The organism is Niallia sp. MER 6 (genome assembly GCF_023714395.1).
Classification (GTDB): Bacteria; Bacillota; Bacilli; order Bacillales; family Cytobacillaceae; genus Niallia.
Genome location: NZ_JAMAUK010000028.1, coordinates 1 through 26,321 on the forward strand (window position 1 = coordinate 1; position 26,321 = coordinate 26,321).

The 26,321-nt window shown below is 33.1% G+C and carries 24 protein-coding genes and 1 pseudogene; 21 read left to right on the forward strand and 4 right to left on the reverse strand.

Going from position 1 to position 26,321, the window contains the following annotated elements; genetic code table 11:
• Window positions 1-180: 180 nt before the first annotated feature.
• The 5 genes from M3600_RS22675 (at window position 181) to M3600_RS22695 (ending at window position 5,101) form a co-directional block, all read left to right on the forward strand.
• On the forward strand, window positions 181-459 hold the full coding sequence (locus tag M3600_RS22675; RefSeq protein ID WP_251647706.1) for a hypothetical protein: 279 nt from the start codon (window positions 181-183) through the stop codon (window positions 457-459).
• A 44-nt stretch (window positions 460-503) separates the two neighbouring features.
• Complete coding sequence (locus M3600_RS22680) at window positions 504-986, forward strand: hypothetical protein (protein ID WP_251647707.1); 483 nt, start codon at window positions 504-506, stop codon at window positions 984-986.
• A gap of 57 nt (window positions 987-1,043) precedes the next feature.
• Entirely contained in the window at window positions 1,044-1,529 is a 486-nt protein-coding gene (gene lepB, locus M3600_RS22685; RefSeq protein ID WP_251647708.1) for a signal peptidase I, read from the forward strand.
• 355 nt (window positions 1,530-1,884) lie between these two features.
• Window positions 1,885-2,562, forward strand: a complete 678-nt coding sequence (locus M3600_RS22690; protein WP_251647709.1) for an SOS response-associated peptidase — start codon at window positions 1,885-1,887, stop codon at window positions 2,560-2,562.
• 226 nt (window positions 2,563-2,788) lie between these two features.
• Window positions 2,789-5,101, forward strand: a complete 2,313-nt coding sequence (locus M3600_RS22695; protein WP_251647710.1) for a YobI family P-loop NTPase — start codon at window positions 2,789-2,791, stop codon at window positions 5,099-5,101.
• Here the strand turns inward: M3600_RS22695 and M3600_RS22700 are convergent.
• Window positions 5,068-6,188, reverse strand: a protein-coding gene (locus M3600_RS22700; protein WP_251647711.1) for an IS3 family transposase whose coding sequence is annotated in 2 segments (ribosomal slippage) — window positions 5,068-5,939 and window positions 5,939-6,188 — 1,122 coding nt in all. Because the reading frame shifts where the segments join, the coding sequence is not laid out codon by codon here. The genes M3600_RS22695 and M3600_RS22700 overlap by 34 nt on opposite strands.
• 206 nt (window positions 6,189-6,394) lie before the next feature.
• Between M3600_RS22700 and M3600_RS22705 the strand changes: the two genes are divergently transcribed.
• The 7 genes and pseudogenes from M3600_RS22705 (at window position 6,395) to M3600_RS22735 (ending at window position 12,143) form a co-directional block, all read left to right on the forward strand.
• Entirely contained in the window at window positions 6,395-7,558 is a 1,164-nt protein-coding gene (locus M3600_RS22705; protein WP_251647713.1) for an HIRAN domain-containing protein, read from the forward strand.
• A 147-nt stretch (window positions 7,559-7,705) separates the two neighbouring features.
• A complete protein-coding gene (locus M3600_RS22710) occupies window positions 7,706-7,948 on the forward strand; it encodes a 3-ketosteroid-delta-1-dehydrogenase (protein ID WP_248562627.1) in 243 nt (80 codons plus the stop codon).
• 24 nt (window positions 7,949-7,972) lie between these two features.
• A complete protein-coding gene (locus M3600_RS22715; RefSeq protein ID WP_248562628.1) occupies window positions 7,973-8,224 on the forward strand; it encodes a DUF7662 domain-containing protein in 252 nt (83 codons plus the stop codon).
• A gap of 336 nt (window positions 8,225-8,560) precedes the next feature.
• Window positions 8,561-9,028, forward strand: a pseudogene (locus tag M3600_RS22720) (IS110 family transposase); the annotation flags it as partial.
• Window positions 9,029-9,623: 595 nt separating this feature from the next.
• A complete protein-coding gene (locus M3600_RS22725) occupies window positions 9,624-10,577 on the forward strand; it encodes a cation diffusion facilitator family transporter (protein WP_016205123.1) in 954 nt (317 codons plus the stop codon).
• A 60-nt stretch (window positions 10,578-10,637) separates the two neighbouring features.
• Complete coding sequence (locus M3600_RS22730) at window positions 10,638-11,669, forward strand: flavin-containing monooxygenase (RefSeq protein ID WP_016205121.1); 1,032 nt, start codon at window positions 10,638-10,640, stop codon at window positions 11,667-11,669.
• A gap of 174 nt (window positions 11,670-11,843) precedes the next feature.
• Complete coding sequence (locus tag M3600_RS22735) at window positions 11,844-12,143, forward strand: ArsR/SmtB family transcription factor (RefSeq protein ID WP_016205120.1); 300 nt, start codon at window positions 11,844-11,846, stop codon at window positions 12,141-12,143.
• A 76-nt stretch (window positions 12,144-12,219) separates the two neighbouring features.
• Here the strand turns inward: M3600_RS22735 and ltaS are convergent, their stop codons facing one another.
• Window positions 12,220-14,166 carry a lipoteichoic acid synthase gene (ltaS, locus tag M3600_RS22740; protein WP_016205119.1) on the reverse strand — a complete coding sequence of 649 codons (1,947 nt, stop codon included), beginning with the start codon at window positions 14,164-14,166 and terminating at the stop codon, window positions 12,220-12,222.
• Between the two features lie 350 nt (window positions 14,167-14,516).
• Between ltaS and qoxA the strand changes: the two genes are divergently transcribed.
• From qoxA to qoxD, 4 genes are read left to right on the forward strand one after another with little or no spacing between them, the layout of a single operon-like run.
• On the forward strand, window positions 14,517-15,431 hold the full coding sequence (gene qoxA, locus M3600_RS22745; RefSeq protein ID WP_251647715.1) for a cytochrome aa3 quinol oxidase subunit II: 915 nt from the start codon (window positions 14,517-14,519) through the stop codon (window positions 15,429-15,431).
• A 50-nt stretch (window positions 15,432-15,481) separates the two neighbouring features.
• Window positions 15,482-17,428, forward strand: a complete 1,947-nt coding sequence (gene qoxB / locus M3600_RS22750) for a cytochrome aa3 quinol oxidase subunit I (RefSeq protein WP_016205117.1) — start codon at window positions 15,482-15,484, stop codon at window positions 17,426-17,428.
• Window positions 17,428-18,024, forward strand: coding sequence for a cytochrome aa3 quinol oxidase subunit III (qoxC, locus tag M3600_RS22755; protein ID WP_016205116.1), 597 nt, complete (start codon window positions 17,428-17,430; stop codon window positions 18,022-18,024). The genes qoxB and qoxC overlap by 1 nt, the downstream gene beginning before the upstream one ends.
• A gap of 2 nt (window positions 18,025-18,026) precedes the next feature.
• Window positions 18,027-18,311, forward strand: a complete 285-nt coding sequence (gene qoxD / locus M3600_RS22760; protein ID WP_016205115.1) for a cytochrome aa3 quinol oxidase subunit IV — start codon at window positions 18,027-18,029, stop codon at window positions 18,309-18,311.
• 154 nt (window positions 18,312-18,465) lie between these two features.
• Here qoxD and M3600_RS22765 read toward each other — a convergent pair whose 3' ends face one another.
• The gene (locus M3600_RS22765) at window positions 18,466-18,765 is read right to left on the reverse strand and encodes a hypothetical protein (protein ID WP_016205114.1); all 300 of its coding nucleotides are present in this window, start codon (window positions 18,763-18,765) and stop codon (window positions 18,466-18,468) included.
• Window positions 18,766-19,110: 345 nt separating this feature from the next.
• Here M3600_RS22765 and M3600_RS22770 point away from each other — a divergent pair, with 345 nt between their 5' ends.
• On the forward strand, window positions 19,111-19,455 hold the full coding sequence (locus M3600_RS22770) for an ArsR/SmtB family transcription factor (protein WP_016205113.1): 345 nt from the start codon (window positions 19,111-19,113) through the stop codon (window positions 19,453-19,455).
• Between the two features lie 198 nt (window positions 19,456-19,653).
• Window positions 19,654-21,879, forward strand: a complete 2,226-nt coding sequence (locus tag M3600_RS22775; protein WP_016205112.1) for a heavy metal translocating P-type ATPase — start codon at window positions 19,654-19,656, stop codon at window positions 21,877-21,879.
• 230 nt (window positions 21,880-22,109) lie between these two features.
• Here M3600_RS22775 and M3600_RS22780 read toward each other — a convergent pair whose 3' ends face one another.
• The gene (locus M3600_RS22780; RefSeq protein ID WP_016205111.1) at window positions 22,110-22,835 is read right to left on the reverse strand and encodes a YwmB family TATA-box binding protein; all 726 of its coding nucleotides are present in this window, start codon (window positions 22,833-22,835) and stop codon (window positions 22,110-22,112) included.
• Window positions 22,836-23,065: 230 nt separating this feature from the next.
• Here M3600_RS22780 and M3600_RS22785 point away from each other — a divergent pair, with 230 nt between their 5' ends.
• The 3 genes from M3600_RS22785 (at window position 23,066) to M3600_RS22795 (ending at window position 26,281) form a co-directional block, all read left to right on the forward strand.
• Window positions 23,066-23,434 carry an ArsR/SmtB family transcription factor gene (locus M3600_RS22785; protein ID WP_016205110.1) on the forward strand — a complete coding sequence of 123 codons (369 nt, stop codon included), beginning with the start codon at window positions 23,066-23,068 and terminating at the stop codon, window positions 23,432-23,434.
• Window positions 23,427-25,556: a heavy metal translocating P-type ATPase gene (locus tag M3600_RS22790; protein WP_251647717.1), complete on the forward strand. Its 2,130-nt coding sequence runs from the start codon at window positions 23,427-23,429 to the stop codon at window positions 25,554-25,556. Before M3600_RS22785 ends, M3600_RS22790 begins: the two co-directional genes overlap by 8 nt.
• Window positions 25,557-26,005: 449 nt before the next feature.
• Window positions 26,006-26,281 (forward strand): HU family DNA-binding protein, encoded by a 276-nt coding sequence (locus M3600_RS22795; protein ID WP_182104108.1) that lies wholly within the window; start codon window positions 26,006-26,008, stop codon window positions 26,279-26,281.
• Window positions 26,282-26,321: the final 40 nt, after the last annotated feature.

The window sequence follows — 26,321 nt, forward strand, 5'->3', positions numbered from 1 at the left end:
GGAAAGTTACCGGTTGAAAAATGCACTTTCTTCAATCAAAACACAAGATGGAATTTAATGTAAACACTAGCTGCAAGCCTATGTAAATTTCGCTGCATTTTTCTGCACTTTTTGCTTGCAAAAAACATACACGGACCATATAAGTTTATGTAGGGGAAACAGGGCGTAGTGAGGGGTTAAATGGGTAAAGTAGGCTATCTTACAAAGAAATATACAAAAGGGAAATTTTATATTTATGTTAGGCAATCCTATAGAGAGAGTAACTCAGTGAAGCATAGATACTTATTCAGTTTTGGCGTTATGCCAGAAGCTCTTAATAAAATGTATAGGATATTAGAGCAAGAAGAGCCATTTCCAGAAACTTTATCAGAATCTCATTTTACCTTAGAGGATGTTTATAATTGGATTTTAACGATTGAAACAGGCGTTACCTCTAAGGGGAGAAGTTTTTTAATATAGAGCTAAATAAGTACATTTAAAACCATAGAAAGAAAGGAAAACATATGAATATACATAAGCCGAAATTAAAGATACTTTCCATAGATCATGAATTCCAAAATGATCATGAAGATAGTGCCAACCAGTGCCATAACTTATGGATAAAGGTAAGTGTTATTAATAACAAATTCTTAGAATATATCTTGTTGAAACCAAAATTTAATGGTGGAGACTTCAGCGTAAAACTGAAAGAGCGAGAGAAAAACATTAAATTAAAGATGTACCCATATAATAGTCAATTTGAAAAGATGATTTATACCACACGTACCTTTAATGAATTGTTAGAAGGGACAGTAATAACTTTTAAAAGTGTTTACCATACAAAATTGTTTTTAGAACAAACAGAAACTGTTCTAACTAAATATCTGACTAGATCTTATGTTCAATTCCAGAAAAATAAGATTCCCAATACTACTATAGGGGAACAGGATAAACTTGGTTTGATAGATGATATCGTTGAGCAATCTTTATTACATCGGATACGTTAACCAGCAACATTTCATTTATCTTAGAAAAAACACTAGCCTAATTAGGAGTACCGTTTTATGAATAAGAAATATATTAGAAATAAACTTCTTGTATTTATTGTCGCATGTATCTGTCTATTTGTTATAAGATCTTACTTCTTTTCCTTAGGTAAGGTAGATGGGGAGTCCATGTATCCAACTTTAAATGACCATGATTATGTTCTGTTGGATAAGGTTAGTTATAAAATAGGAGAACCAAAACGTTTTGATATCATCATGTTTACCCTTCCAGATAATTCCGTTTTAATCAAACGTGTTATAGGATTACCCGGTGAGATATTAGAATATAAAAATAACACTCTATACATTAATGGGAGTATAGTTAAGGAGTCTTTTTTAAAGGAAGGAACTGAGGATTTTGAAACTATGACTATCCCAGATGATGGAATTTTTGTAATGGGTGATAATAGGGACCACAGTACGGATAGTAGAGTTTTTGGAACAGTTCCCGTCTCTCATATTTTAGGGGAATCCTCTATCAAAATATGGCCATTAATAGATTGAAAGATAAATAATTTATTCTTATACCCTAGAGAAGGAAAAAGAGACAGTCTAAATAACCTGTCTCTTTTTTATTCCGGATTAAAAATGATAAAGAAATATCAAACAGTTTACGTTATAAGTCACTGACTTCTACTAATACACCTTCTGTATTAAAATATAGAATCATTGTTTAGCCATAAGACCATATAGTATATAATTCATTCCGCTAATTTCCGAAGGGTCTCCAATTTCATAAAACCTCCTCTGGTGATATATTACCATGTTTTATAACTTTATATATTGTTTTCTAAGGGTATGTGCTATTAGATGTGATTTAGTGGTAATAATAAAGTAAAAAGAGAAACGGGGAGTTTATATGTGCGGAAGATTTTCTTTAACTGAAGAGTTGGGATTACTGCAAGAGGAATTTGGATTTGATTTTCCGGAAGAAAATATTACACCTAGATATAATATTGCTCCAGGAAAAGAGATATTAGCGGTAGGTTTTAATAAATCCAACGAGAGAGTAGGGAATTTTTTGAAATGGGGATTAGTTCCAAGTTGGGCTAAAGAACCGAAAATTGGTTATAAGCTTATTAACGCCCGTATGGAGACAGTGGATGAGAAACCTTCTTTTAAACAAGCCTTTCAAAAAAGAAGGTGCCTTATTTTAAGTGATGGCTTTTATGAGTGGAAGAAAACAGAAGAGGGTAAACAACCATTCCGATTTGTGATGCAGGATAAAAGGCCATTTGCTTTTGCTGGTTTATATGAAGTGTGGAATAAGGGTCAAGAGCAATCTCTAGCAACTTGTACTATTATTACGACTACTCCAAATGATATTACGAGAGATGTTCATGATAGAATGCCTGTGATTTTAAAGCAAGAGGACTATGATGATTGGCTAAATCCTAATAATCAGGACTTAGATCAGTTGAAAGGATTACTAAAACCCTATGACGCGGTCAAAATGATGAAGTATGAGGTTTCTACTTTGGTGAATTCGCCAAAAAATGATGGGGAAGCATTGTTTGCTCCAATGAATAGCAAATAACAGTATATCTGGTTACCTACATATTTTCTCCTTCCTCAGAATATCTTCCTCAGAATATTTAAATGACAGGTGTTTATTACATAACTTACTTATCCTAAAGTGATGAACTTGAATGCTCCAGATGACGGTCTGGGGCTTAAAGTGCTGCCATAACGTATTTACTACTTATTAGAAGTATTTGTATAATACTAGTATATGATGAACGTTTTTAGAAGAGGAGATTATAATGTCTGATGATTTAATTAAATATGAAAGCTTAGCAGCTAAGAATAATTTGGATCTAGAAAGTAAGAAAACTTATTTTAGAGCTTTGGATGAAGCTTTAAAGTTAACTGAAAATAAGAATATTGCCATAACAGGAGGATATGGCGCAGGGAAAAGTACGATAATAGAATCATATTTTGAAGAAAATGCTGATAAAGCAAACAGGATGATGCGAGTATCAATAGCCACATTTCAATTGGAACAGGATACAAATCCTGCTTTGCATGAAAATCTTTTAGAACAACAAATCTTACAACAAATGTTCTATCAGGTAAATCCAAATCAAGTTCCTAATTCTAGATTTGTTAAAATTAGTGACTTAACCTTTTGGTATATTTTTAGGATTCTAGCCTTTTTATTATCGACTATTGCATTTACATATTTATTAATAAGTAATGACTGGATGAAAAGTCTTAATGAAGTTTTTATTGATTGGGTAAGTAAAGGTCTCTGGTCAAATTTATTGTTATTTTTAAGCTATGTTATTTTAGCATTAGTTCTTTATGTTCCTGCCATATATGTAACCTTAATGATTTTTAGAAAATTAGGTGTTAGTAAATTTGGAATAGCTAATGCAAACATTGAATTTAATCCTCAAGATGGTACTACAGTATTCAATAGTTACATGGATGAAATAATTTATTTATTCCGTGAGTCGAAATATAAATATATCGTTTTTGAAGACTTAGACAGATTTGAAAACGTAAAGATCTTTGAACGTTTAAGAAGTCTTAATACTACCTTAAATAATTCTGCTCAATTAAAGGATCTAGATATTAAATTTATATATGCATTAAAAGATGATGTTTTTACAAATGAAGATGAAACGGAGTTAACTTATAATCGTACAAAGTTCTTTGATTTTATTATCCCAACAATTAAAGTTATGCACAGCTCAAATGCTGAATCACTACTACTAAAAAAATTAAAGGGACATATAGAGAGCGGTAATAATTCATACAGTATAGAGGATAACCAGCAAAAATTGAGTGAACAGCTAATTGAAGACCTTGCTTTATTTATTAACGATATGCGTACTCTTACCAATATTTGCAATGAATTCGAAGTGTATCGTAATAGATTAGAACAATCAAGCGTGACTTATAATCATCTTTTTGCGTTTATAGTATACAAGAATATATATCCTAATGATTATTCTCAACTAATAGAGAATAAGGGTCTGGTTTATAAAATTTTTAATAATAAACAAGAAATCATCTCAAATCTAAAGAGGGAAATTCAATCATTACAAGAAAAAACTCAAATTGGTGTTGGTAGTATAATTACAGACAAAGAAGATATTGCAATGCTATTTGCGAAGAAACGAAACTTGTTAAATGTGAAAATATATTCAGACAGCAGTTTTATAATGAATACAAATATCTACAGTAATGCTTCTAATTATAATTATATTGGTAACCAGGTGTTTGGTAATATTGATTTACTTAATTCTGAAGGGCAAGTAAGAATCTATAATAGTGCAGATAACTTACGAGAAGAATTTCCTAATGTGGAATCTTTTACGAAAGTTAATAATATTGACTATTATAATCTCTATAAAGAGTTTGATCAGGATATAATTAAAAGAGACCAAGTAGTTAAGGACGAGATAAAAAAGATTGAAGAAAAAATTAAAGTGATTCACAGTAAGTCAATTTCAAGATTGATTAAAGAAGAAGGAATAGAAATTCACGTTGATTTATCTGAAAAAAGGTTACTATATTTTCTGATTCTAAATAATTGGTTAAATGAGTCGTACGAAGATTATCTATCTGTTTTTCATGAAGGAGCTTTAAGTGCAATTGATAATAAGTTTATTCAACTAGTTAAAATTGGTTCAAATAATGAAATGTTAACTGAACCACTGAAAAATGTTAGAAAGATATCCCAAAAAATTCGAGTTGATGATATTACTAGTATAGCGGCACTCAATATATCCTTTGTTGTACATCTACTTCACACAGAACCTAATAGTGAGAAACTTACTAAAATAATAAGGCTTTTGTATAGTGATATTGAACTGTATTTTGATAATTTAATTGATTTATTGGCTGGTTTACAAAAGAGTGAAATCAATGTTTTATTTAAAAAAGCTATATCTAGTGATATAGATGTTTGGGGAAAAGTGAGTAATACAGAAGATATTCCTATTGAACTTTTTGACGATTATGTAATTTCCTTATTAGAGAATGCTGATATTGATGATTTATACAAATTAGAGAGTGGATTGTCAACATTAAATCAAACAGCTTTTTTAAGGGACGATCGTTTGTAGTCAATGGGGCTTACATAACCTAGTGTTCCATGGATTCGAAGCTTGTTATACCAGTTAACATAGTCACTGAATTCAAGCGTTAACTGTTCTAAACTATCAAATTTCATTTGACTAATAAACTCTGTTTTAATGATTTTAAATGTAGCTTCCGCTACAGCGTTATCATATGGACAGCCTTTCATGCTTAAAGAGCGGCCAATCTGGAATGCCGCTAACGTTTGGTCAATGAGCTGGTTTTTAAACTCGCTACCACGGTCGGTGTGGAACAGCTGGATATCCCGCAGATCACCTTGAATAGAAGAAAAAGCTCGTGCGACAAGGCTCGCATCTTTGTTGGGTCCTGTACTGAAACCAATGATTTCGCGATTAAAGAGATCGACAAAGATACATACGTAATGCCATTTATTTTTGACTTTAACGTATGTTAAATCACTGACGACTACTTTTTTTACTTCTGTCTGCTGAAACTTACGTTTCAATTCGTTAGTCTGAGCCGATTCATTACAGGGAGTTTTCTGTGGCTTGAACTGTGCTACTGTATAGGAGGAAACTAGCCCTTGCTCCTTCATGATACGGCCAATTCGTCTTCTAGAAACCGTAAATCCACGCTTGTAAAGCTCCACTTTAATCTTACGCGTGCCATAGGTGTTTCGATTTTGTTTAAAAATTTCTATGACAGTGCCTGTTACGTCGTCTTCTGACTGACGTTCTTTGGCCTCATAATAATACGTACTACGTGTGATTTGTAGGACGCTGCACATTGCTGATATCGAGTATTTGTCTTTATTTTGCTTAATGACATTTACTTTCGTCCCATTATCAGCGCGGCTTGCTTTAAAATATCGTTCTCCATTCTTAGCTGTTTTAGTTCCTTGCGGAGTTCTAAAAGCTCCTGTTGTTCAGAAGAACGATTGTCTTTTTCTTTAAAAGAACCGGAGGTTTCATCCTGGTTAATCCACCGGTCAAGAGAGGACGGAGTCAGATCATATTCATCAATAATGGCTCGTTTCGTTTTTCCATTCTGGTATAGCTGCACCATTTGCTTTTTAAACTCAGGCGTGAAAGTACGGCGTTCTCGTTTTTTCATAGTGGGTTCTCCTCATCTGTTTTAGATCAAGTGTACGTGACCTTAATTTTTCTGTCCAGATAAGTGTAGACGCTCCATTCTTTGTTGAAAAAGAAAAGGGTTACTCTCATTTTGATAGTGGGTCATTTTTCAATTACACCTATAATGATGAGGGGAGAATAGAATATAATATAGAAGTAATTGAAGAATTTCTTGAAAAAAGTAATTTGTTTGCTGACTTTCTATATATAGTTCTATTCGACGCGTTAATTGCAAATGGAGATCGGCATCAAGACAATTGGGGAATCACTCGTCATGAGAAAGAAGATACGGTAGCAATTTCACCAATGTACGATAATAGTGCTTCGTTAGGTAGGGATTTATCTAGAGGTAATATTGAAAAGTTTATTAGTTCTGATAGTGAGCTTCTAAGGCACTTGTTTAAAGGTAGAGCCAAAATTGGTATGAAAGATAAACGAGGAGCAAATCATTTTGCGTTAATAAGATTCCTGAAAAGTAAATATCCAGAGAAATTTAAGGGATTATTTACTTCTCTATCTAACTTAGAAGACCATTTGGTTGAAGAAATCGTCGATATGGTACCAGAAGAAATATTAGATGTTGAATATAAAAGAGTAGTTACTAAATTTATTCAATTTAGAAGAGATATATTGTTGAATATAGGTGATGACATGGATAAAAATATAAATGAATTACTATTGGTTTGGAAAGAACCTGAGTCTCGTCAGAGATATGTGGTTGGTAAGTTAATCTATAATGGAGATGAGAACAAGTATATATTCTCTTATTTATCGGAGAACTTACAAGAGGCCGTAAGTGTTGGGTTTAAAAACTATCCAAGCTTTCCAGATTTAGGGGAAACTTACGAAAGTAAGGGACAACTATTCCCAGGGCTAATGAATCGATTGCCCAATAAAAAGCGACCAAATTATCCAGAGATACTTTTAAAGTATAATTTGGATACAACTAGTACTGTTATGGAGATACTTGGAGCAACTCGTGGTCGTTTAGGAACGGATAATTTTGAATTTGTACAGTTTATTGAGTTTATACAGAATCAACCTTTCCAAATCACATTTGATCTAGCTGCGGCGAGAAGATATGACTTTCCTAGTGTGAAAGGCGAAATTAAAGAGAACGAAGTTGTAACATTAATACGAGATATTGATAATCAGGTAGACGTAAATGCAGTTAGAGTTATATATAGAGACAACTTATGCTTAGGATATGTCCCAAGATATTACTCTGAAGATCTTGCAGCCATGTTAGAGGCTGGTGTGCAATATAAAGCAATCATAAAGAAACTTGATATCTTAAATGATAATCCTGATGAGTGGGCTAAAATAAAAGTCGAAGTAATATATGAATAATCGAAAACCCAAAGTAACTTCCTTTGGGTTTTTTTAGTTCTCTGAAATAAAACTCGTGAAAAATTGAGTCATTGGATAAATTGAATTAGACATAACCGTAAAAAACAAAGTAATATTAAGAATATACTGTTTTATGGAGAGGATAGAATGTCAGAAGAGAAAAGAGATATAACTGCCAAGGGATTTGAAGGATTATATGAGGTAACTAGATCAGGTATGATTATGAACAAAAAAACAAGCAATATAAAGGTGTTTGATGGAAATCCATATAATTTTAAAAATGTTCACTTGTATAAAGAAGGTAAAAGAACCCTATTTAGAACCTATGATTTATGGAAGGATGCTTTTGGTGAGGATGCTGCCGAATCTGAATATAAGGGTTTAAAATAAAACGTAATTAGGAGATAGTTAAAAATGTATGAAGGAAAATACTTTAAACTATTAGAATATCTAAAACATAAACAAGACGAGATACGGTTGACTATCACATTTAGTGAAATTGAGGAAATCTTGAATTTCGAGTTACCTTCATCTGCTAAAAAGTATAATGCGTGGTGGGCAAATGATAAAACACATTCCCAGGCTAAATCTTGGCTTGTTGCTGGTTGGCACACAAGCGAAATAAGACTTGGAGAAAGTATAATCTTTACCCGTATAGATAATTAGTGGACCAGCAACTTTTTCTAAGTACTACATAAAATAATGAGGATGGATATATACTAATTTTACAGCTTAGAACTACTTAGCCCTACTCATTAGAGTAGGGCAATTTGTGTTCAAAATTAATAAATCGAATAATAAAGTCTTTTTCAAAGATCTTTAGTCAAGAAACTTGTTCATTTAATAGGGAATTGTATTTGCTCCGTTGTTATATAACTATAAGGGCAGCATTCCTGTAATAAGTGAAAATGCGATTTGAAAGAAAAAAGACCTCTTGATAAGATAAATGTGTCCTCAGCTGGCCAGCTAAAAGGGACAAAATATCTACTAGGAGGTCTCACTATGAATTATAACCAAAATCATAAAATAGCTCAAATCACACCTAAAACTTTAGTAATAGGTATTGATATTGCCAAACATCATCATGTAGCTAGAGCGCAGGATTATCGTGGAATAGAGCTAGGTACTACTTGCTTTTTTGATAATACCCAAGAAGGATTTAAGACATTTATTGATTGGGTTAATCAAATAAAAGAGTCATGCGAAATGGAGTCTGTCATTACTGGAATGGAGCCTACAGGTCATTATTGGTTTAATTTAGCTCATATTCTAAAGGAGGAACAGATTAAGTTCGTCACAGTCAATCCTTTACACGTCAAGCACAGTAAAGAGCTAGACGATAACTCTCCAACTAAAAACGATGTAAAAGACGCAAAAGTCATTGCACAATTAGTCAAAGATGGTAGATACGCCGAACCAACGATACCACAAGGAGTTTTCGCGGAACTGCGTGTGGCTAAAAAATTACGCTATATTGTTGATTTTTTCTGCAACAGCGGCATTAGGTCAACAATCACCGCCAAAAGAAACAGCTATTACAAATGAAACTATTTCCAAAATGACTTCACTCTTTTTTAGAGGAGATGTTGTACCTGATATACAGGTGCAAATAAGCATTCATTTAAACAGTATCATACTGTTAATATTTGCTTTACTTTTTTTGGTTTTATTAGTACTTTCCTTTATAAATAAAAGGCATGTGATTTTATCGTTCTGTATGTGTCTCCTGTCCGTTATTAGTTTGTATATTTCATTAATGCTTAGCATGGAATAAAAACTTAATTGGAAGAAAAGTTCCTATTTCCTTCGATCAATTCAATTAATGAATTGATCTTTTTTATCTTATGGATTATTTCCCTTTTTTAATTTAGATTTTACATATTATAGAATTTTTTTGACTTTTAATAAAGACGAGTATATAATAATTATATGAATATATGTTCATATATTGTAATAAGAAGAATATATAACATCTTTTAGTTTCAAGAGTGTGCGCTAAAATACATTCATTTATTTTATTGGGGTAGTATATAATCAGATGTTTTATTAAGGAGGTATTATTATAATGGGGCATGATCATAGTCATAGTCATAATCATACAGGTGGATCAAACAAAAAGGTGCTTTTCATTTCTTTTATTATTATTACGAGTTACATGGTAATTGAAGCAATAGGAGGAGTTGTTACAAATAGTCTTGCGCTTCTATCCGATGCAGGACATATGTTAAGTGATTCCATTTCATTGTTGATTGCACTCATAGCATTTAAATTAGGGGAGCGAGCAGCTAGTCATAGTAAAACCTTTGGGTATAAACGTTTTGAAATAATAGCAGCTGTTATAAATGGAGTTACTCTAATACTTATTTCTCTTTATATCTTTTATGAGGCAATTAACCGTTTTGCCAATCCACCAGAGGTAGCAACAACAGGTATGCTTTATATTAGTATTATTGGTTTACTTGTTAACATATTGGTAGCTTGGATTATGATGCGAAATGGAGATACAGAAAACAATTTAAATATGCGTGGTGCCTTTTTACATGTTATTAGTGATATGCTTGGTTCAGTTGGTGCCATAATAGCTGCATTGCTTATCATGTTTTTTGGATGGGGTTGGGCAGATCCATTGGCAAGTGTATTAGTAGCTGCTCTTATTTTAAGAAGTGGTTACTATGTAACCAAAGATGCTATTCACGTTCTTATGGAAGGAACTCCTTCAAATGTAGACGTAGAGGACATTATTACCACAGTTAGTAAAACACCAGGAATACACTCTATTCACGACCTACACATATGGTCCATCACAAGTGGTTTGAATGCAATGTCTTGCCATGCTGTCGTTGATAAGCAATTAACTATCGCCGAAGGTGAAAATATTCTTCGGAAAATAGAACATGCACTTGAACACAAGGGGATTACTCATGTAACCATCCAAATGGAAACTTTAGCACATAACCATGAAAATTCAATCCTTTGTGAAGCAAAAGGTGAACCAGCCCATGATCATCATCATCATTAATTAGAAAAGAAGGGAAAACGTTATGTTTTCCCTTGTTATATATTAAGGGGGATAAATACAATGTTGGACACACTAGTTATTGGAGCGGGCCAGGCTGGTATTTCCATGGGTTATTATTTAAAAGAAACGGGTATGAATTTTCTTATTTTAGATAAAGGAAAAGAAATAGGGGAGAGTTGGAAGTCCAGATATGATTCCTTGATTTTATTTACTCCTAGAATATATAGTTCTCTACCTGGTTTTGCAATGGAAGGAGATAAGCATGGGTTCCCTACAAAAGATGAGGTAGCTTCTTATTTGAAACAATATGTTAAAAAGTTTGAACTACCTATTAAATTTCAAACAGTAGTAACAAGTATAACAAAACAAGAAGAGGAATTTGTAGTATGTACAAATAGAGATACGTACACGACACGTAATCTAGTTATTGCCACAGGTCCCTTTCAAACACCTATGATACCGTCATTCTCCAGTGATTTATCTAATGAGATTTATCAAGTGCATTCTTCTCAGTATAAAAATCCACAGCAGTTAAAGGATGGGAATGTCTTAGTTGTAGGCGGTGGAAATAGCGGTGCTCAAATAGCAGTTGAACTATCCGAAGAAAAAGAAACATACTTGGCACATAGTAATAAATTAGTATTCTTGCCATTAATTTTTAAACAAAAAAGCATTTTCTGGTGGTTTGATAAATTGGGAATTTTAAGTGCAAGTAAGAATTCTTTATTGGGAGGGTTCATCCAAAAAAAGGGTGATCCTATATTTGGATTCGAACTGAGAGATGCCATTAAACGAAATAAGGTGAAATTAAAAGAAAGAGTAATGGTTATAAATCGCGATAAAGTAATATTTAAAGATTTATCATCACTAGAAGTTAACAATATTATTTGGGCTACTGGTTTTACAAATTCATTACCTTGGCTGAACATAGATGATTTATACAATAAGGATGGAAAACTAATTCATCAACGAGGCGTTACCAATATTAAAGGTCTATATTTTATAGGTTTACCGTGGCAGCATAGACGTGGTTCTGCTTTACTTCAAGGAGTTGGATACGATGCAGAATATATAGTTGCAAAAATAAAATAGAAAAGTTGTTTAAGGGAAGAGGATGGACTTTACTTGTATAAGATAAAGTGGGTAGAGTCCTTAATAAAAAATAAATTAATTGACAAAGAAAATGTTTTTCAGATATCCTTTATATATGCATATCTGTTCATGTAAGAATATATTTATGTATAGGAAAAGAAGGTGGGGGAAGTGATGAGGAAAGAAGTTCTCTCTTTGTTATCGGATGAGAATATAAAAGGAGTTTCTCAACTATGCAAGGTGTTAACCAATCCAACAAGAATAAAAATCTTATCTTTAATTTACAAAAAGGACTTAACGGTTAACCAAATTTCCGATCGACTTAAAATGTCTAACTCAATGGTTTCTAACCAGATAAACTACTTGAAAAATATAAATTATATCGAGTGCAAAAAAGGTACAGAGAACTTTTATAGGCATGACGATGAGAAATTAATTGTTACCATTAATCGACTTTTAGAGCAATCTTGTTAAAAAGGTTGCTATTAAAATAAATAAAAAATATAAAGAAACCTGATAATCCCAGTGGACTATCAGGTTTCTTTATTAATTACTCATCGTTCTCAAATTTTTTATAAATGTATTGAGAAGGATCGATAGGGGTAAAGTTCTTAGGTGTATAAAATCTTAATAAATCACCATTAACCACTTGGTCTGAAAGGGATAGGATGTTAGCAACCTTTTTTTGAGTTTCAATGGCTTCTTCAATTTTATCAGCTTCTAATAACTCTCCTGTCTCCGAGTTATAAAAATTGTCATCAACTGAGGAAATGGTTGGGCTAACAAATTCACCGTTTCTAAAAGGTACAAGTTGATTATGTTCTTCTGACAGTAAGTCTGAACCAAATTGAATATACTCTTTTGTATCCATACCAAGAAGGTGTAGAAGAGTAGGCAATAAATCTATCTGACCCCCGTACTCTTCTTTAATTCCACCTTCTTGTCCAGGTACACGGATAAATAGTGGTACACGCTGCAAGCCAGCTGATTCAAATGGAGTTATTTTTTTCCCTATAACCTTTTCCATTGCTGAGTTATGGTTTTGGGAGATACCGTAATGATCCCCGTACATAATTATAATGGAATTATGGTATAGACCAGAATCCTTTAGGTAATCAAAGAAATTTTCAAGTGCTTCATCTGCATAGCGGGCAGTTTGAAAATAATCATCTACTGACTTATCACCTGTATTATTTGCTTGGATAGTAGTTTCTTCTTGATTTATGGAATAAGGATAGTGATTAGAAACAGATATAAATTTTGCGTAGAAAGGTTGTTTCAAAGAATTAAGCAATGGAATGGATTTATTAAAAAAGGGCTTGTCCATAATTCCATAATCAGTCATCTGTTCCTCGTTAATGCCACTATAATAGCTTTCATCAAAAAAGTTGTTATAACCTAATGATTTATACATCTCATTCCTGTTCCAAAAACTGCCTGCATTTCCGTGGAATACTGCTGAAGTATAGCCTTTCTGCCCTAGAATACCCGGTGCTGCTTGGTAGGTGTTCCCACTTTTCATGGTAAAGGCTGAACCACTAGGTAAGCCATATAGAGAATTTTCTACCATGAATTCTGCATCAGATGTTTTTCCTTGTGCAGTTTGATGGAAAAAATTTTTAAAATATAAAGTATTTTTTTCCTTCGTTAATGAGTTTAAAAATGGAGTAACTTCTTCTCCATTTAATTTGTAGTTAATAACAAAGTTTTGAATCGATTCTAAATGAAAGTAAATTACATTCATGCCTTTGCCAATACCATAATATTCTGGATTAGGTTTTGCATAATTTGATTTAGTATAATTTATTACTTCCGTCATTTCATCACTTGATGCCATGACCCTTTGGGCAGATGCTTTTGAACTCTGTATGCCATCATAAATAGTGTAGTTATATAACCCCAGATATTTTACAATGTAATTTCGATCGAATCCCCTTGTTAACAATTGTGGTCTGTCAACTTCAGCTAAAACGAGGTTTAAAATAGAAAAAATCATAGTAACTGTAAAAATACCTAGTTTAGTTCTTCTTCTAGGTTCTTTCATATCTATTTTAACTAACCGAAAGACTAGGAAAAGAATAAGAATTAATAAATCTAGAAAAAACAGAACATCATAAGGTTTTAATAATGATAATATACTACCACTTACATCTCCAAAATTTTGAGTTTGGGTTAATGTGGGCAAAGTAATAAAATCGTTGAAAAATCGGTAATAGAGAACATTTACAAAGAGTAACAAAGATAAAAATAGATACATGGAAATTAAGATTAAGTACTTCTTTTTAGCTTTAAATAACATTGAAATACCTAAAAAGAATAATGCTGAACCGAGTGGATTTAATAGTAATAAAAATTGCTGCATTAAGTTGGAAATTCCTAAGTCAAACTGAGTGAACTGGACCAGATACGTTTTTATCCAAAGAAAGAAAACTGATAAGAGATAGAAAAATAAAAAACTTATCTCTACTCTTGTTTCTTTTATAGAGGAGACCCTCATTTTTACACCACCTAATTTAAGAAATATTAATATTAAAAAATGTTTCAAGTAATTATAAGCTTTATCTAAACATGCTTACATGAACATATATAATTATAGAGTATAGAAACAAAAAATTATAGTAATAACCAAACTGTTATGGAATAAATTTCCTTCAATATTTTGTCACATTCCTATGATTTTTATTGTGTTAACATTATGAGAGTAGTGTAATCTAACTTAAAAGGTATAGTTAACACTAAAATGAATAATTGCGCATATGTTTTTATTTAAATATGCTTAAATGTTCATGTATGCATTATTCAGAAAGGAGAAATCAACTTTAATTTTACAAGGAAAGGAAAATAAATATGAAATTAAAAAAAATCTTATATTTTGCAACCTTACTTAGTCTTGTTGTTTTAACGGCATGTGAGCCCTTAATGGTTTTAGATCCAAAGGGACCGCAAGGTCGAATAACTGCAGATGTCATTAAAATTTCCATTTGGACAATGGCAATCGTAGTTATAGTAGTTTTGTCTTTATATTTTTATATGCTTTGGAAATATAAAGCTTCTAAACAATCCAAGGACTATGAACCACCTCATATCGAGGGAAGTATTAAATTAGAAATTATATGGACTGCTATTCCCATTCTGATAGTGGCATTCCTATCTTTTATAACCATTAAGTCAACCTATGAGGTAGAAAATGTACCTAAAGGATACAAGGAAGAGCCGTTAGTAATTTACGCTTCATCTTCCAACTGGAAGTGGCATTTTAGTTATCCAGAAGAAAATATAGAAACCGTTAATTATTTGTTCATTCCTACAGATCGCCCGATTCAGTTTAAGTTATATTCTTATGGCCCGATATCAAGCTTTTGGATACCGCAGCTAGGTGGGCAAAAGTACGCAATGGCAGATATGCTAAACACATTAAATTTAGCAGCCGATGTTCCTGGAGAATATATGGGACGTAACGCAAATTTTACTGGTGAAGGATTTGCTCAACAAACCTTTAATGTTCAAGCAATGTCAAAGGAAGAATATGAAAAGTGGATAACAGAAGTAAAGGATACTGCTGACACGCTAACAGAAGATAAATTTGAGGAGCTTTTAAATCCTGGACACTTAGGTCAGTTGACTTTCAATGGTACTCATTTAGGCTTTTCACCACCACCTCATGATATGAAAAAATCTACTAGCGAAGAGAAAAACGAAGACACAGAAAATACAAAAGATATGGACATGGAGGATATGGATATGGAAGGAATGGACCATTAATTATATATTCTTCAAATAAAATTATTTTTTCTTGAAAGGAGTACTATTACATGGATTTTTTTGATAGGTTTGCTGTTCCCAATCCTGGGCCAACAATCTATGCTTCAATGGTTGCTATAGTCCTTACCATGATAGGCATCCTAGTATTTATTACGTATACAAAGAAATGGGGATATCTATGGAGAGAGTGGCTTACAACTGTAGACCATAAAAGAATAGGGATTATGTATTTAATCTCCGCATTACTAATGCTCTTCCGTGGTGGAGCAGATGCCATTATGATGCGGGCACAAACAGCTGTTCCTGATAATAATTTATTGAATGCTCAGGAATATAATGAAGTATTTACTACACACGGTGTAGTTATGATTATATTTATGGCGATGGCTTTTATAATGGCACTTATGAACTTTGTTGTACCATTACAAATTGGCGCAAGAGATGTAGCCTTTCCTAGGCTCAATGCCGTTAGTTTCTGGTTATATTTCTTTGGAGCTATGTTATTTAACATATCTTTCGTTGTAGGGGGGTCTCCAGATGCAGGATGGTCTTCTTATTTTCCACTAGCGGGTACAGATTTTAGTAAGTCAGTAGGTACCAATTATTACATGATTGCTTTACAAATTTCTGGGATTGGTACATTGATAACAGGTATTAACTTTGTTACTACTATACTAAAAATGAGAGCTCCAGGAATGACTCTTATGAAAATGCCGATGTTTACTTGGTCAGCATTGATTACAAACTTAATTATTGTTTTTGCCTTTCCCATTTTAACAATAGCGTTAATTATGGGGACAATGGATAGACTTTTTGGTACTAACTTCTTCACAACCACTGATGGTGGGATGGATATGCTTTGGGCAAACCTATTCTGGGTTTGGGGACATCCTGAAGTATATATCCTCATATTACCAGCGTTCGGAATATACAGTGAAATAATACCAACATTCGCAAGAAGAAATCTATATGGTTATAAGTCAATGGTAATTTCCATAGTGGCTATATCTGTTCTGTCCTTTTTAGTTTGGGTTCATCACTTCTTCACTATGGGACAAGGCGCTTTGGTTAATAGTATTTTCTCTATCACAACTATGGCTATTGCTGTACCAACCGGTATCAAAATATTTAACTGGCTGTTTACGCTTAGAAAAGGGAAAATTGAATTTACAGTTCCTATGCTTTATTCTTTAGGATTTATTCCTATTTTCACAATTGGTGGGGTAACAGGAGTAATGCTTGGAATGGCCAGTGCTGACTATCAATACCACAATACCATGTTTTTAGTAGCTCACTTTCACTTAGTTATAATTCCTGGGGTTGTATTCGCAATGCTTGCTGGTCTTACTTATTGGTGGCCAAAGATGTTTGGATACATGCTAAACGAGAGAATTGGAAAATGGGCGTTCTGGTTTATTTCGATAAGTGTTTGTGTAGCCTTTTTCCCAATGTTCATATCAGGTTTAGATGGACAAGCTAGAAGAATGTACACTTACTCTGAGTCAACTGGTTTCGGTATCTGGAATATGATTTCCTTTATAGGAGCTCTAGGTCTTTTAGTAGGATTTGTTTTAATAGTTTACAATATTTTATACAGTTACAAAAATTCACCAAGAAATATTTCGTCAGATCCATGGGACGCTCGCTCGTTAGAGTGGGCAACTAAATCACCTGTACCAGAGTATAATTTTGCAATCACTCCGACAGTTGATTCAACCGAGGCCTTCTGGGATTCCAAGAAAAAGGGATACAAACTATTTAGAGGTAATATTGAAAAGATTCACATGCCAAATAATAGTGGCATGCCATTTATTTTTGGATTCCTCTTTTTTATTTGGGGCTTTGCATTTGTATTCGCACTTTGGATACTTTTAATCCTAGCAACAGTAGCTATATTTATTTGTTTAGCATTGCGTTCCACTGAAAAAGACAATGGAAGGTATATCTCTAAGGAAACAGTAGAAAAAATTGAAGACTCGTTGGGAGGTCCAAAATAATGAAGATTGATAATTCATTGCCTCTTGAATATAGTACCCAACAAAATCGCTTAAACATTCTTGGTTTTTGGATATTCCTTGGTGCAGAAATAGCACTATTTGGAACGCTTTTTGCCTCGTATTTTACACTTGTAGATCGGACAGGAAGCGGGCCAACTGGTGCAGAAATATTTGAAATTACACCTGTTGTTATTGAGACAATATTGTTATTAGGAAGTAGTTTTACAATAGGATTAGCTATAAATGCGATGAGACTGAAGAAACAAAAAGCTATGCTTGCATTTTTTGCGGCAACTCTTGTACTTGGTTTAGCATTTTTAGGAGTGGAAATTTACGATTTTGTTGTCTACATTCATGAGGGAGCAACTTTACAAACTAGTGGCTTTACTGCAATCCTATTCACTCTTTTAGGAACGCATGGAGCTCACGTAGCGTTCGGTATTTTATGGGGTACATTAATCATACTACAAATAAAAAGAGATGGGATAAATGAAAGGACAGCCAATAAAGCATTTATTTTCTCTCTTTACTGGCACTTTATAGATGTTGTCTGGATATTCCTTTATAGTTTTGTATTCTTGAAAGGGATGATGTAAATATGAGTGAATTATTTCCTAAAAAACATGTTATGGGCTTTCTCTCTTCTTTAATACTTACCGCCATAGCATTGACTGTTTATTTTTTTGACCTTTCATTTGCTATGGGTTCTACCATACTGTTAATAACAGCTTTTATTCAGGCTTTGGTACAACTAGTAATTTTCATGCATGCAGGTGAATCAAAAGACAAAAAAGTCATATACACTAGTATATATTATGGTCTATTTATTGCGATTGTAACTGTTTTCGGAACACTGCTCGCTTTAATATGGGGATATTATTAAAAAAGAGTACTACTTTACTCTAACCCGTTCCATTTTATAAAATTTAACAACTTTTAGATCAATAATGATAAAAATACAAAAGGCATGGTTAATACCATGCCTTTTGTGTTTTAATTAAAAAATAATTATCTTTTACTTTATTGAACAAATATAATTATTGTTCATGTGTCCAAGTAACTGATTGACCAGTTTTAGGACATGATGGAAACTTGTCTCCTTGCTGTAGCACCACATGTTCGCCATCCGCATCTATATAATGTCCAGACTCCATAACAGTATCTCCTGTTTGATGAGTGTGACTAGCATGTGTCCAAGTTGTTTCCTTTCCTGTATTGGGGCAATTCGGAAAAGTATCTCCTTGAATTAGTTCCTGTTTTGCTCCGCCTGCATCTATATACTGGCCAGATTCTTTTACAGTTTCCCCTGAGTGATGATGATCAGTAAAGTGACTCATAATTCATACCTCCATTTTTAAAATTCACTACAGACGTTATTTTTTTCTGTTAGGTATTTAAAATATACATTCAAAGATTTCATTTACCATGTAACTCTAGAGTTTGTGAGTTATAGTTTGAAAAATTTGGTACAATTTTTTTAATTTTTAATTTTTAATTTTGCTGTTAATTATATACTCCGCCTTTTTAATGTGAATATAATTTAGTTTTAATGTAATTATAATTGTTACTAAAGGGAGTTAATCTATACTATAGTTGGTTAATAACATTTAGAGCATCTAAAGAAGGGTGTTTGAAAAAATATGCTATAATAGTAAGAAATTATTACCAAGGAGTAAGAATTTATGGAACATTTAGGTGAAGATAAAGATTATAATGGTTCTACAACGGATTACTATAATAATAAATTAGATGAAGAAACTCTTTTTATCGTTTCTCAAACTTTCAAGGCTCTTTCTGAACCAACAAGGATTAAGATATTACATCTACTTTCAGATAAACCACACTCAGTAAACGAAATTGCTGAAAAGTTACAAATGCTGCAATCTACAGTTTCACATCAATTAAGTTTTTTGAAAAATCTTCGCCTTGTAAAATATAGAAGAGAAGGAACGACCATTATTTATTCATGTGATGATGAACATGTTATGAGTGTTTTAAATCAAATGATAGATCATGCCCAACATTAACAATTCCATAAAGGAATGTGTTATTCAATTTGAAGGATGGGGATTTTTCCTTCCCCATCTTCATCTAAGGATAAAATATAAATTGATATTGACACAAATGCAATTGTGTACATATAATTTATATATGATTATATGTATATCTGTTCATATATTTACAATTCGGAAATTGGGGTATATCTATATAGGAGGGGTACATCTATGGGAGAAGGAAAACATCAATTAAAAAGGGAATTTACCTTAGAAGGTTTAGATTGTGCAAATTGTGCCATGAAGATTGAGAGAGGTGTTTCTTCTATAAACGGGGTTAAAGAATGTAATGTTAATTTTGCAACCCAGACTATATCTTTGCAATACGATAAAGAGCAAGAGGTAGAGATATTAACGAAAGCAGAAAAAACAATTACTCGTCTAGAACCCCATGTTAAACTTTTAGAGAAACAAAAAAGGCAGAAGAAAAAAGCTCAATCACACTCAGGTGAACATACCCATGAACATGTCCATGATCATAATCATAATCATGATCACGACCACGGGCACTCACATGCTCATGGGCATACCCATGAACATGGAAGTAATGATCTAAAGAAAATGATTAGCAGGTTAATTATAGGAGGCATTATTTTTGGATTGGGTATCTTTGCTCCATTAAGCGGGACTTTAGAATTGGTAACATTCTTAATTGCTTATCTAATAGTGGGTGGAGATATTGTTCTTCGAGCTATAAAGAATATAACTAGAGGACAGGTGTTTGATGAACACTTTTTAATGGCTTTAGCAACTATTGGAGCTTTTGCGATTCAAGAGTATCCAGAAGGTGTAGCAGTAATGTTATTTTATCAAGTTGGTGAGTTATTCCAAAGTATCGCTGTTAATCGTTCTAGGAAATCAATTAGCAGTTTAATGGAGATTCGTCCTGACTATGCAAATATTAAAATAGGTTCAGAAATAAAAAAAGTCGACCCTGAGGAAGTTTCTATTGGGGACATTATTGTAATAAAACCTGGCGAAAGAGTGCCCTTAGATGGCGTGGTCTTAGAGGGTACATCTAGTGTCGATACGTCAGCGTTAACAGGGGAGTCAGTCCCTAGAGATATTGAAAGTGGTAATGATGTACTAAGCGGATTCATTAATAAAAATGGATTTTTAACTGTAAAAGTTACAAAAGAGTTTAGTGAATCCACCGTTTCTAAAATCTTAGAGTTAGTACAAAATGCAAGCAGTCGTAAAGCTCCAACAGAGAACTTTATTACGAAATTCGCTAGGTACTATACTCCGGTGGTTGTAATAATAGCTGTTTTATTAGCTGTAGTACCTCCGATATTAATGCCTAGTGCTACATTTTCCGAGTGGTTATATAGAGCGTTAATCTTTTTAGTTATTTCTTGTCCTTGTGCTTTAGTTGTCTCTATACCTTTAGGTTTCTTTGGCGGAATAGGCGCAGCTTCAAAAAAGGGTATCTTAGTAAAAGGAAGTAACTATTTAGAGGCTTTAAATGATGTGAAGTATGTGGTATTTGATAAGACTGGTACTTTAACTAAAGGTGTATTTGAGGTTGTTTCTATTCATCCGGCTAACGGGTTTACAGAAGCTGAAATAATAAAATATGCTGCTTACGCAGAAGCATATTCTAATCATCCAATAGCAGAATCCATTAAAAAGGCTTATGGGAAAGAAATACAGGATGACAGTATTAAAAGTTATAATGAAATACCAGGCCATGGAATTTCAGTCATAATGGACGGTAAAGAAATATTAGCTGGAAACCATAAACTAATGATGAAAGAGAATATAAAGTATCACAACTATAGTGAAATTGGTACGATTGTCTATGTAGCTTATGATAAGAATTTTATCGGATCTATTGTCATTTCGGATAAGATTAAAGAAGATTCTCCTGAGGCAATTCAATCATTAAAACAACAAGGGATTAAAAAGACAGTAATGCTAACTGGAGATGCAAAATCAGTTGGCGAGCAAGTTGGAAATATCCTTGGAATCGATGAGGTACATTCAGAACTTCTTCCTCAAAATAAAGTGGAAGAGATTGAAAAATTAGATGCTGCCAAGAATTCTAAAGATAAGATTTTGTTTGTTGGTGATGGGATAAACGATACACCTGTATTAGCTAGAGCAGATGTTGGTATGGCAATGGGTGGATTAGGATCAGATGCAGCAATTGAAGCTGCAGACATTGTAATAATGACTGATGAACCATCTAAAATAGCAACAGCAATAAAACTTGCTAAGCGGACTAGAAGTATTGTTTGGCAAAATATCATATTCGCACTAGGAGTAAAAGCGATCTTCTTATTACTTGGAGCTTTTGGAATTGCTACGATGTGGGAAGCAGTATTTTCAGATGTAGGTGTTACCTTACTTGCTGTTCTGAATGCAATGAGAATATTAAGAGTAAAAAACATTTAATCATTTGGCCTTTAGCCATGGATTATACAGAAGCGGATGTTGTAGTAAAGATTCTACTAAGGATGCAGCGAAAGTAGTAAGTGATTGTTGTCTCCGAAGTCTGAAGAAAAGGCTAGCTCATAAGTGATACAGGGCCAGCTTTAACCGTTATTTTAAATGCATTATGTTACTACGAATGAAAAGTAAAACTGTAAAACGAGATGTCTAATAACGACATCTCGTTTTTTGTTTTAATACTCTGACGTAATAATAGGGGTACCAATCGTTACTTTTACCTGATCCGCCGATTCATTAGTCAATCTGTATGCGATATGAAGGTTCATATATTGATTATCACCAAGAGGAAGTTTAGTTTCCAAACGTTTTGTATATGCAGATAGCGAAATAAAATTATCTTCATTAAGACTTTGTAATTCTTCTCCCGAAAAACTAACCAATAATTCGGATGCTTCTGTATACAAAGGTTGTTCTATATCTGTAGTTCCTTGAACCGTATAAAATGTAGAATAGTTCTCTATTTTTTGTTTATACATATTGAAAATTCTTGGCCATTTGCTTTCATTCCAATCACCTTTTACATCATAAGTAATACTTAAATTATATTTACCTTTTTGAGAATAAATAATGATTAAGATTTTCTCTTCCATTTCTAAATTGGAAGACTTTTTATTCCCTTCAATTTTATAATGATCTTTCTCAGCTTGTTTTTTAGACCAAGTATAATCTTTTTCCGTTCTCATGAAAGTGGAAATTGCTTGATCAAGATCTCTCATTTTAGTAAATTGTCCAATTGGTTCTTTTATATACATACTCCATGTAGTTACCTTTATATTGTTTTTATTAGCTATTTTTGTAATCTGACTTAACTCATTATCTGCATAAAAAGCTTTAGTTTCCTTGGTTGTAATAGTTACTAGTAGTAAAAGACATAATAAAATTAATATGGATTTTTTCATTTTTTTCAACTCCCCTTATAAAAAAGAATAGCCAACTAAAAGACAATTTATACTAGATTACTATTTTTAAAATTGAATAGTTAGGATTATTATCCATTTATAAATATTTTGATTAGTTGGCTTCTCATTTTGTTTGTTCTTTATTCAAATATTGACTTGAATAAAAAGATGAGTAAGGGGTATACTATATTCAAATGTATATTTGAATGAACGAGTATAGGGGGAAAGAAATGATTAAAAAGGATATATGTGAAATTTATTGTTATGACGAAGAAAAAGTCAATCGAATACAAGGAGATTTGAACAAGGTTGATTTCTCTAGTTTGTCCCAATTGTTAAAATCCATTGCTGATGAAAATAGAGCAAAGATTACCTATGCCTTGTGCCAAGATGAAGAATTATGCGTTTGTGATGTGGCTAATATTATTGGTGCAAGCGTTGCTAATGCTTCTCATCATTTAAGAACTCTTCATAAGCAAGGTATTGTTAACTATAGGAAGGAAGGGAAATTAGCGTTTTACTCCTTAGGTAATGAACATATTCGGCAAATAATGATGATTGCTCTAACTAATATTAATGAGGTGAAAGTAAATGTCTGATCAGCAAGGAAAACTATCCGAACAAGAAATGAAAGCATATCGTGTTCAAGGATTCACTTGTACGAACTGTGCAGCCAAATTTGAAAACAATGTTAAAAATCTTTCTGGAGTACAGGATGCAAAAGTAAATTTTGGAGCATCTAAGGTTTATGTTCAAGGAAACACAACCATTGAAGAATTAGAAAAAGCCGGAGCTTTTGAGAATCTAAAAATTCGTGATGAAAAAGAACAACAAGTGGAACGAGAACCCTTTTGGAAACAAAAAGAAAACATTAAAGTGTATATTTCCGCCATATTACTAGTTATAAGTTGGTTTATAGGAGAGCAATTTGGAGAAGAACATATTCTTACGAATATTGGCTATGCAGCATCTATTGTTATTGGAGGATATTCTTTATTCTTAAAAGGGCTAAAAAATCTTGTTCGGCTAAATTTTGATATGAATACACTGATGACCATTGCGATAATAGGTGCTGCTATTATTGGTGAATGGGGTGAAGGCGCAACAGTTGTTATTTTATTTGCAATTAGTGAAGCATTAGAGCGCTATTCAATGGATAAAGCACGTCAATCTATTGAATCACTAATGGATATCGCTCCAAAAGAAGCGTTAATTCGTCGTGGAAATGAAGAGATGATAATTCATGTAAATGATATACAAGTTGGAGACATCATGATTGTTAAGCCTGGACAAAAACTAGCGATGGATGGGACAGTTGTCAAAGGAACATCTACACTGAATCAGGCAGCCATTACAGGTGAAAGTGTTCCTGTGACAAAAACTATTGACGATGAGGTTTTTGCAGGAACATTAAATGAAGAAGGACTACTTGAAGTAAGAGTAACGAAACGAGTAGAAGACACGACATTATCTAAAATTATTCACCTTGTTGAAGAAGCACAAGCTGAACGAGCACCTTCTCAAGCGTTTGTTGATAAATTTGCCAAATACTATACACCTGCAATTGTTATTCTGGCAGTTTTAATAGCAGTAATTCCTCCGTTGTTTGGTGGTGATTGGAGTGAATGGATTTATCAAGGTTTGGCTGTACTAGTTGTCGGTTGTCCTTGTGCATTAGTTGTTTCTACTCCTGTTTCCATCGTAACTGCTATAGGGAATGCTGCAAAAAATGGCGTTCTAATAAAAGGTGGAATTCATTTAGAAGAAACAGGACACTTAAAAGCAATTGCATTTGATAAAACAGGAACTTTAACTAAAGGTGTTCCAGCTGTTACGGATTTAGTTACTTTTAACGGAAATAAAGAACAATTATTAAAAGTTACAGCAGCTATTGAAAAAGGTTCACAGCATCCCCTTGCTTCCGCCATTTTAAGAAAAGCAGAAGAAACAGGATTGAATATAAATGAAGTGATTGTAGAAGATTTTCAATCCATTACAGGAAAGGGTGTAAAAGCAAGAGTTAGTAATGAAATGTACTATGTTGGAAGCCCTAACCTATTCCAAGAATTACATGGCAAGATTGAAAGTTCCACTGAAGAACATATTACCCGTATGCAAACTGAGGGTAAAACTGTTATGGTTCTAGGAACAAATCAAGAGATCCTTTCATTAATTGCTGTAGCTGATGAAATTAGAGAATCTTCCAGAGAAGTAATAGACAAGTTAAACAAATACGGAATTGAAACAGTTATGCTAACTGGTGATAATGAAAGGACTGCGTTAGCCATTGGAAAACAAGTTGGTGTTTCGGATATTAAAGCTGATTTGCTTCCAGAGGATAAACTAAATTATATTAAAGAACTTCGTGGCGAACATCAAAGTGTTGCAATGGTTGGAGACGGTGTAAACGATGCGCCAGCACTAGCAGCTTCAACAGTAGGTGTGGCTATGGGAGGTGCTGGAACTGATACAGCACTAGAAACAGCAGATATTGCTCTAATGTCTGATGATTTAAGTAAATTACCGTATACGATTAAATTAAGCCGCAAAGCTTTAACCATTATCAAGCAAAACATTACTTTCTCTTTGGCTATAAAATTATTAGCTTTAGTCTTAGTAATTCCTGGCTGGTTAACATTATGGATAGCCATATTTGCTGATATGGGAGCAACCCTTTTGGTAACATTAAATAGTTTAAGGTTATTAAAGGTAAAGAATTAATAACTTTATTAGGTGGCATTCCTGTTTTTAGCAGGAATGCCTTTTTTTAACAAGGAACAAATCAAAAATATAAGCAAGGGTAGATACAGAGAAGCCCTTTATCATCTTCAATAGAATAAAAAACAAATATCCTAGGTCAGTTTTCTAAAAATGATGTATATGTTAGAAAACAAAGGAATTTCATAAAATATTTTATGAAGTCCAAACGGGGTTGCATTCCAATAATAAATAATAAAGTACCTAGTGAATAAGTTTGTGAAAAATAACACTTAAACAATAGGGGGCGTTTGTTCCATAAGAGAACTTCCTAAATGGTATATATTATTTTACATCTTACACTACCTTTTGTTGAGGCTACAAGTCAATTAGCTTTATAATTGCGAATTAAAAAAGTTTGTGGAATACTAAAAGAGTTCTACTTAAGGACTGATTTTAGGAGGTACATATTTATGAACAAAACAGATCTTATTAACGCGGTAGCCGAAAGCTCTGAACTATCGAAAAAAGATTCAATTAGAGTAGTTGACTCCGTAATGGAAACAATCACAACAGCATTGAAAAATGGTGATAAAGTGGAGATTATTGGATTTGGAGCTTTCTCAGTTAGTGAACGTGCGGCAAGAAAAGGCCGTAATCCTCAAACTGGCGAGGAAATTGAAATTGCAGCAAGCAAAGTACCTTCATTTAAAGCAGGAAAAAACCTGAAGGATGCTGTGAAAGAATAAGAACTTTAGTATGGTAGGGGATTAATCCTCTACCTCTTTT

Coding starts and splice junctions, on each gene's coding strand:
- M3600_RS22675 (WP_251647706.1), top strand. CDS start 181: ATGGGTAAAGTAGGCTATCTTACAAAGAAATATACAAAAGGGAAATTT.
- M3600_RS22680 (WP_251647707.1), top strand. CDS start 504: ATGAATATACATAAGCCGAAATTAAAGATACTTTCCATAGATCATGAA.
- lepB (WP_251647708.1), top strand. CDS start 1,044: ATGAATAAGAAATATATTAGAAATAAACTTCTTGTATTTATTGTCGCA.
- M3600_RS22690 (WP_251647709.1), top strand. CDS start 1,885: ATGTGCGGAAGATTTTCTTTAACTGAAGAGTTGGGATTACTGCAAGAG.
- M3600_RS22695 (WP_251647710.1), top strand. CDS start 2,789: ATGTCTGATGATTTAATTAAATATGAAAGCTTAGCAGCTAAGAATAAT.
- M3600_RS22710 (WP_248562627.1), top strand. CDS start 7,706: ATGTCAGAAGAGAAAAGAGATATAACTGCCAAGGGATTTGAAGGATTA.
- M3600_RS22715 (WP_248562628.1), top strand. CDS start 7,973: ATGTATGAAGGAAAATACTTTAAACTATTAGAATATCTAAAACATAAA.
- M3600_RS22725 (WP_016205123.1), top strand. CDS start 9,624: ATGGGGCATGATCATAGTCATAGTCATAATCATACAGGTGGATCAAAC.
- M3600_RS22730 (WP_016205121.1), top strand. CDS start 10,638: ATGTTGGACACACTAGTTATTGGAGCGGGCCAGGCTGGTATTTCCATG.
- M3600_RS22735 (WP_016205120.1), top strand. CDS start 11,844: ATGAGGAAAGAAGTTCTCTCTTTGTTATCGGATGAGAATATAAAAGGA.
- ltaS (WP_016205119.1), bottom strand. CDS start 14,166: ATGAGGGTCTCCTCTATAAAAGAAACAAGAGTAGAGATAAGTTTTTTA.
- qoxA (WP_251647715.1), top strand. CDS start 14,517: ATGAAATTAAAAAAAATCTTATATTTTGCAACCTTACTTAGTCTTGTT.
- qoxB (WP_016205117.1), top strand. CDS start 15,482: ATGGATTTTTTTGATAGGTTTGCTGTTCCCAATCCTGGGCCAACAATC.
- qoxC (WP_016205116.1), top strand. CDS start 17,428: ATGAAGATTGATAATTCATTGCCTCTTGAATATAGTACCCAACAAAAT.
- qoxD (WP_016205115.1), top strand. CDS start 18,027: ATGAGTGAATTATTTCCTAAAAAACATGTTATGGGCTTTCTCTCTTCT.
- M3600_RS22765 (WP_016205114.1), bottom strand. CDS start 18,765: ATGAGTCACTTTACTGATCATCATCACTCAGGGGAAACTGTAAAAGAA.
- M3600_RS22770 (WP_016205113.1), top strand. CDS start 19,111: ATGGAACATTTAGGTGAAGATAAAGATTATAATGGTTCTACAACGGAT.
- M3600_RS22775 (WP_016205112.1), top strand. CDS start 19,654: ATGGGAGAAGGAAAACATCAATTAAAAAGGGAATTTACCTTAGAAGGT.
- M3600_RS22780 (WP_016205111.1), bottom strand. CDS start 22,835: ATGAAAAAATCCATATTAATTTTATTATGTCTTTTACTACTAGTAACT.
- M3600_RS22785 (WP_016205110.1), top strand. CDS start 23,066: ATGATTAAAAAGGATATATGTGAAATTTATTGTTATGACGAAGAAAAA.
- M3600_RS22790 (WP_251647717.1), top strand. CDS start 23,427: ATGTCTGATCAGCAAGGAAAACTATCCGAACAAGAAATGAAAGCATAT.
- M3600_RS22795 (WP_182104108.1), top strand. CDS start 26,006: ATGAACAAAACAGATCTTATTAACGCGGTAGCCGAAAGCTCTGAACTA.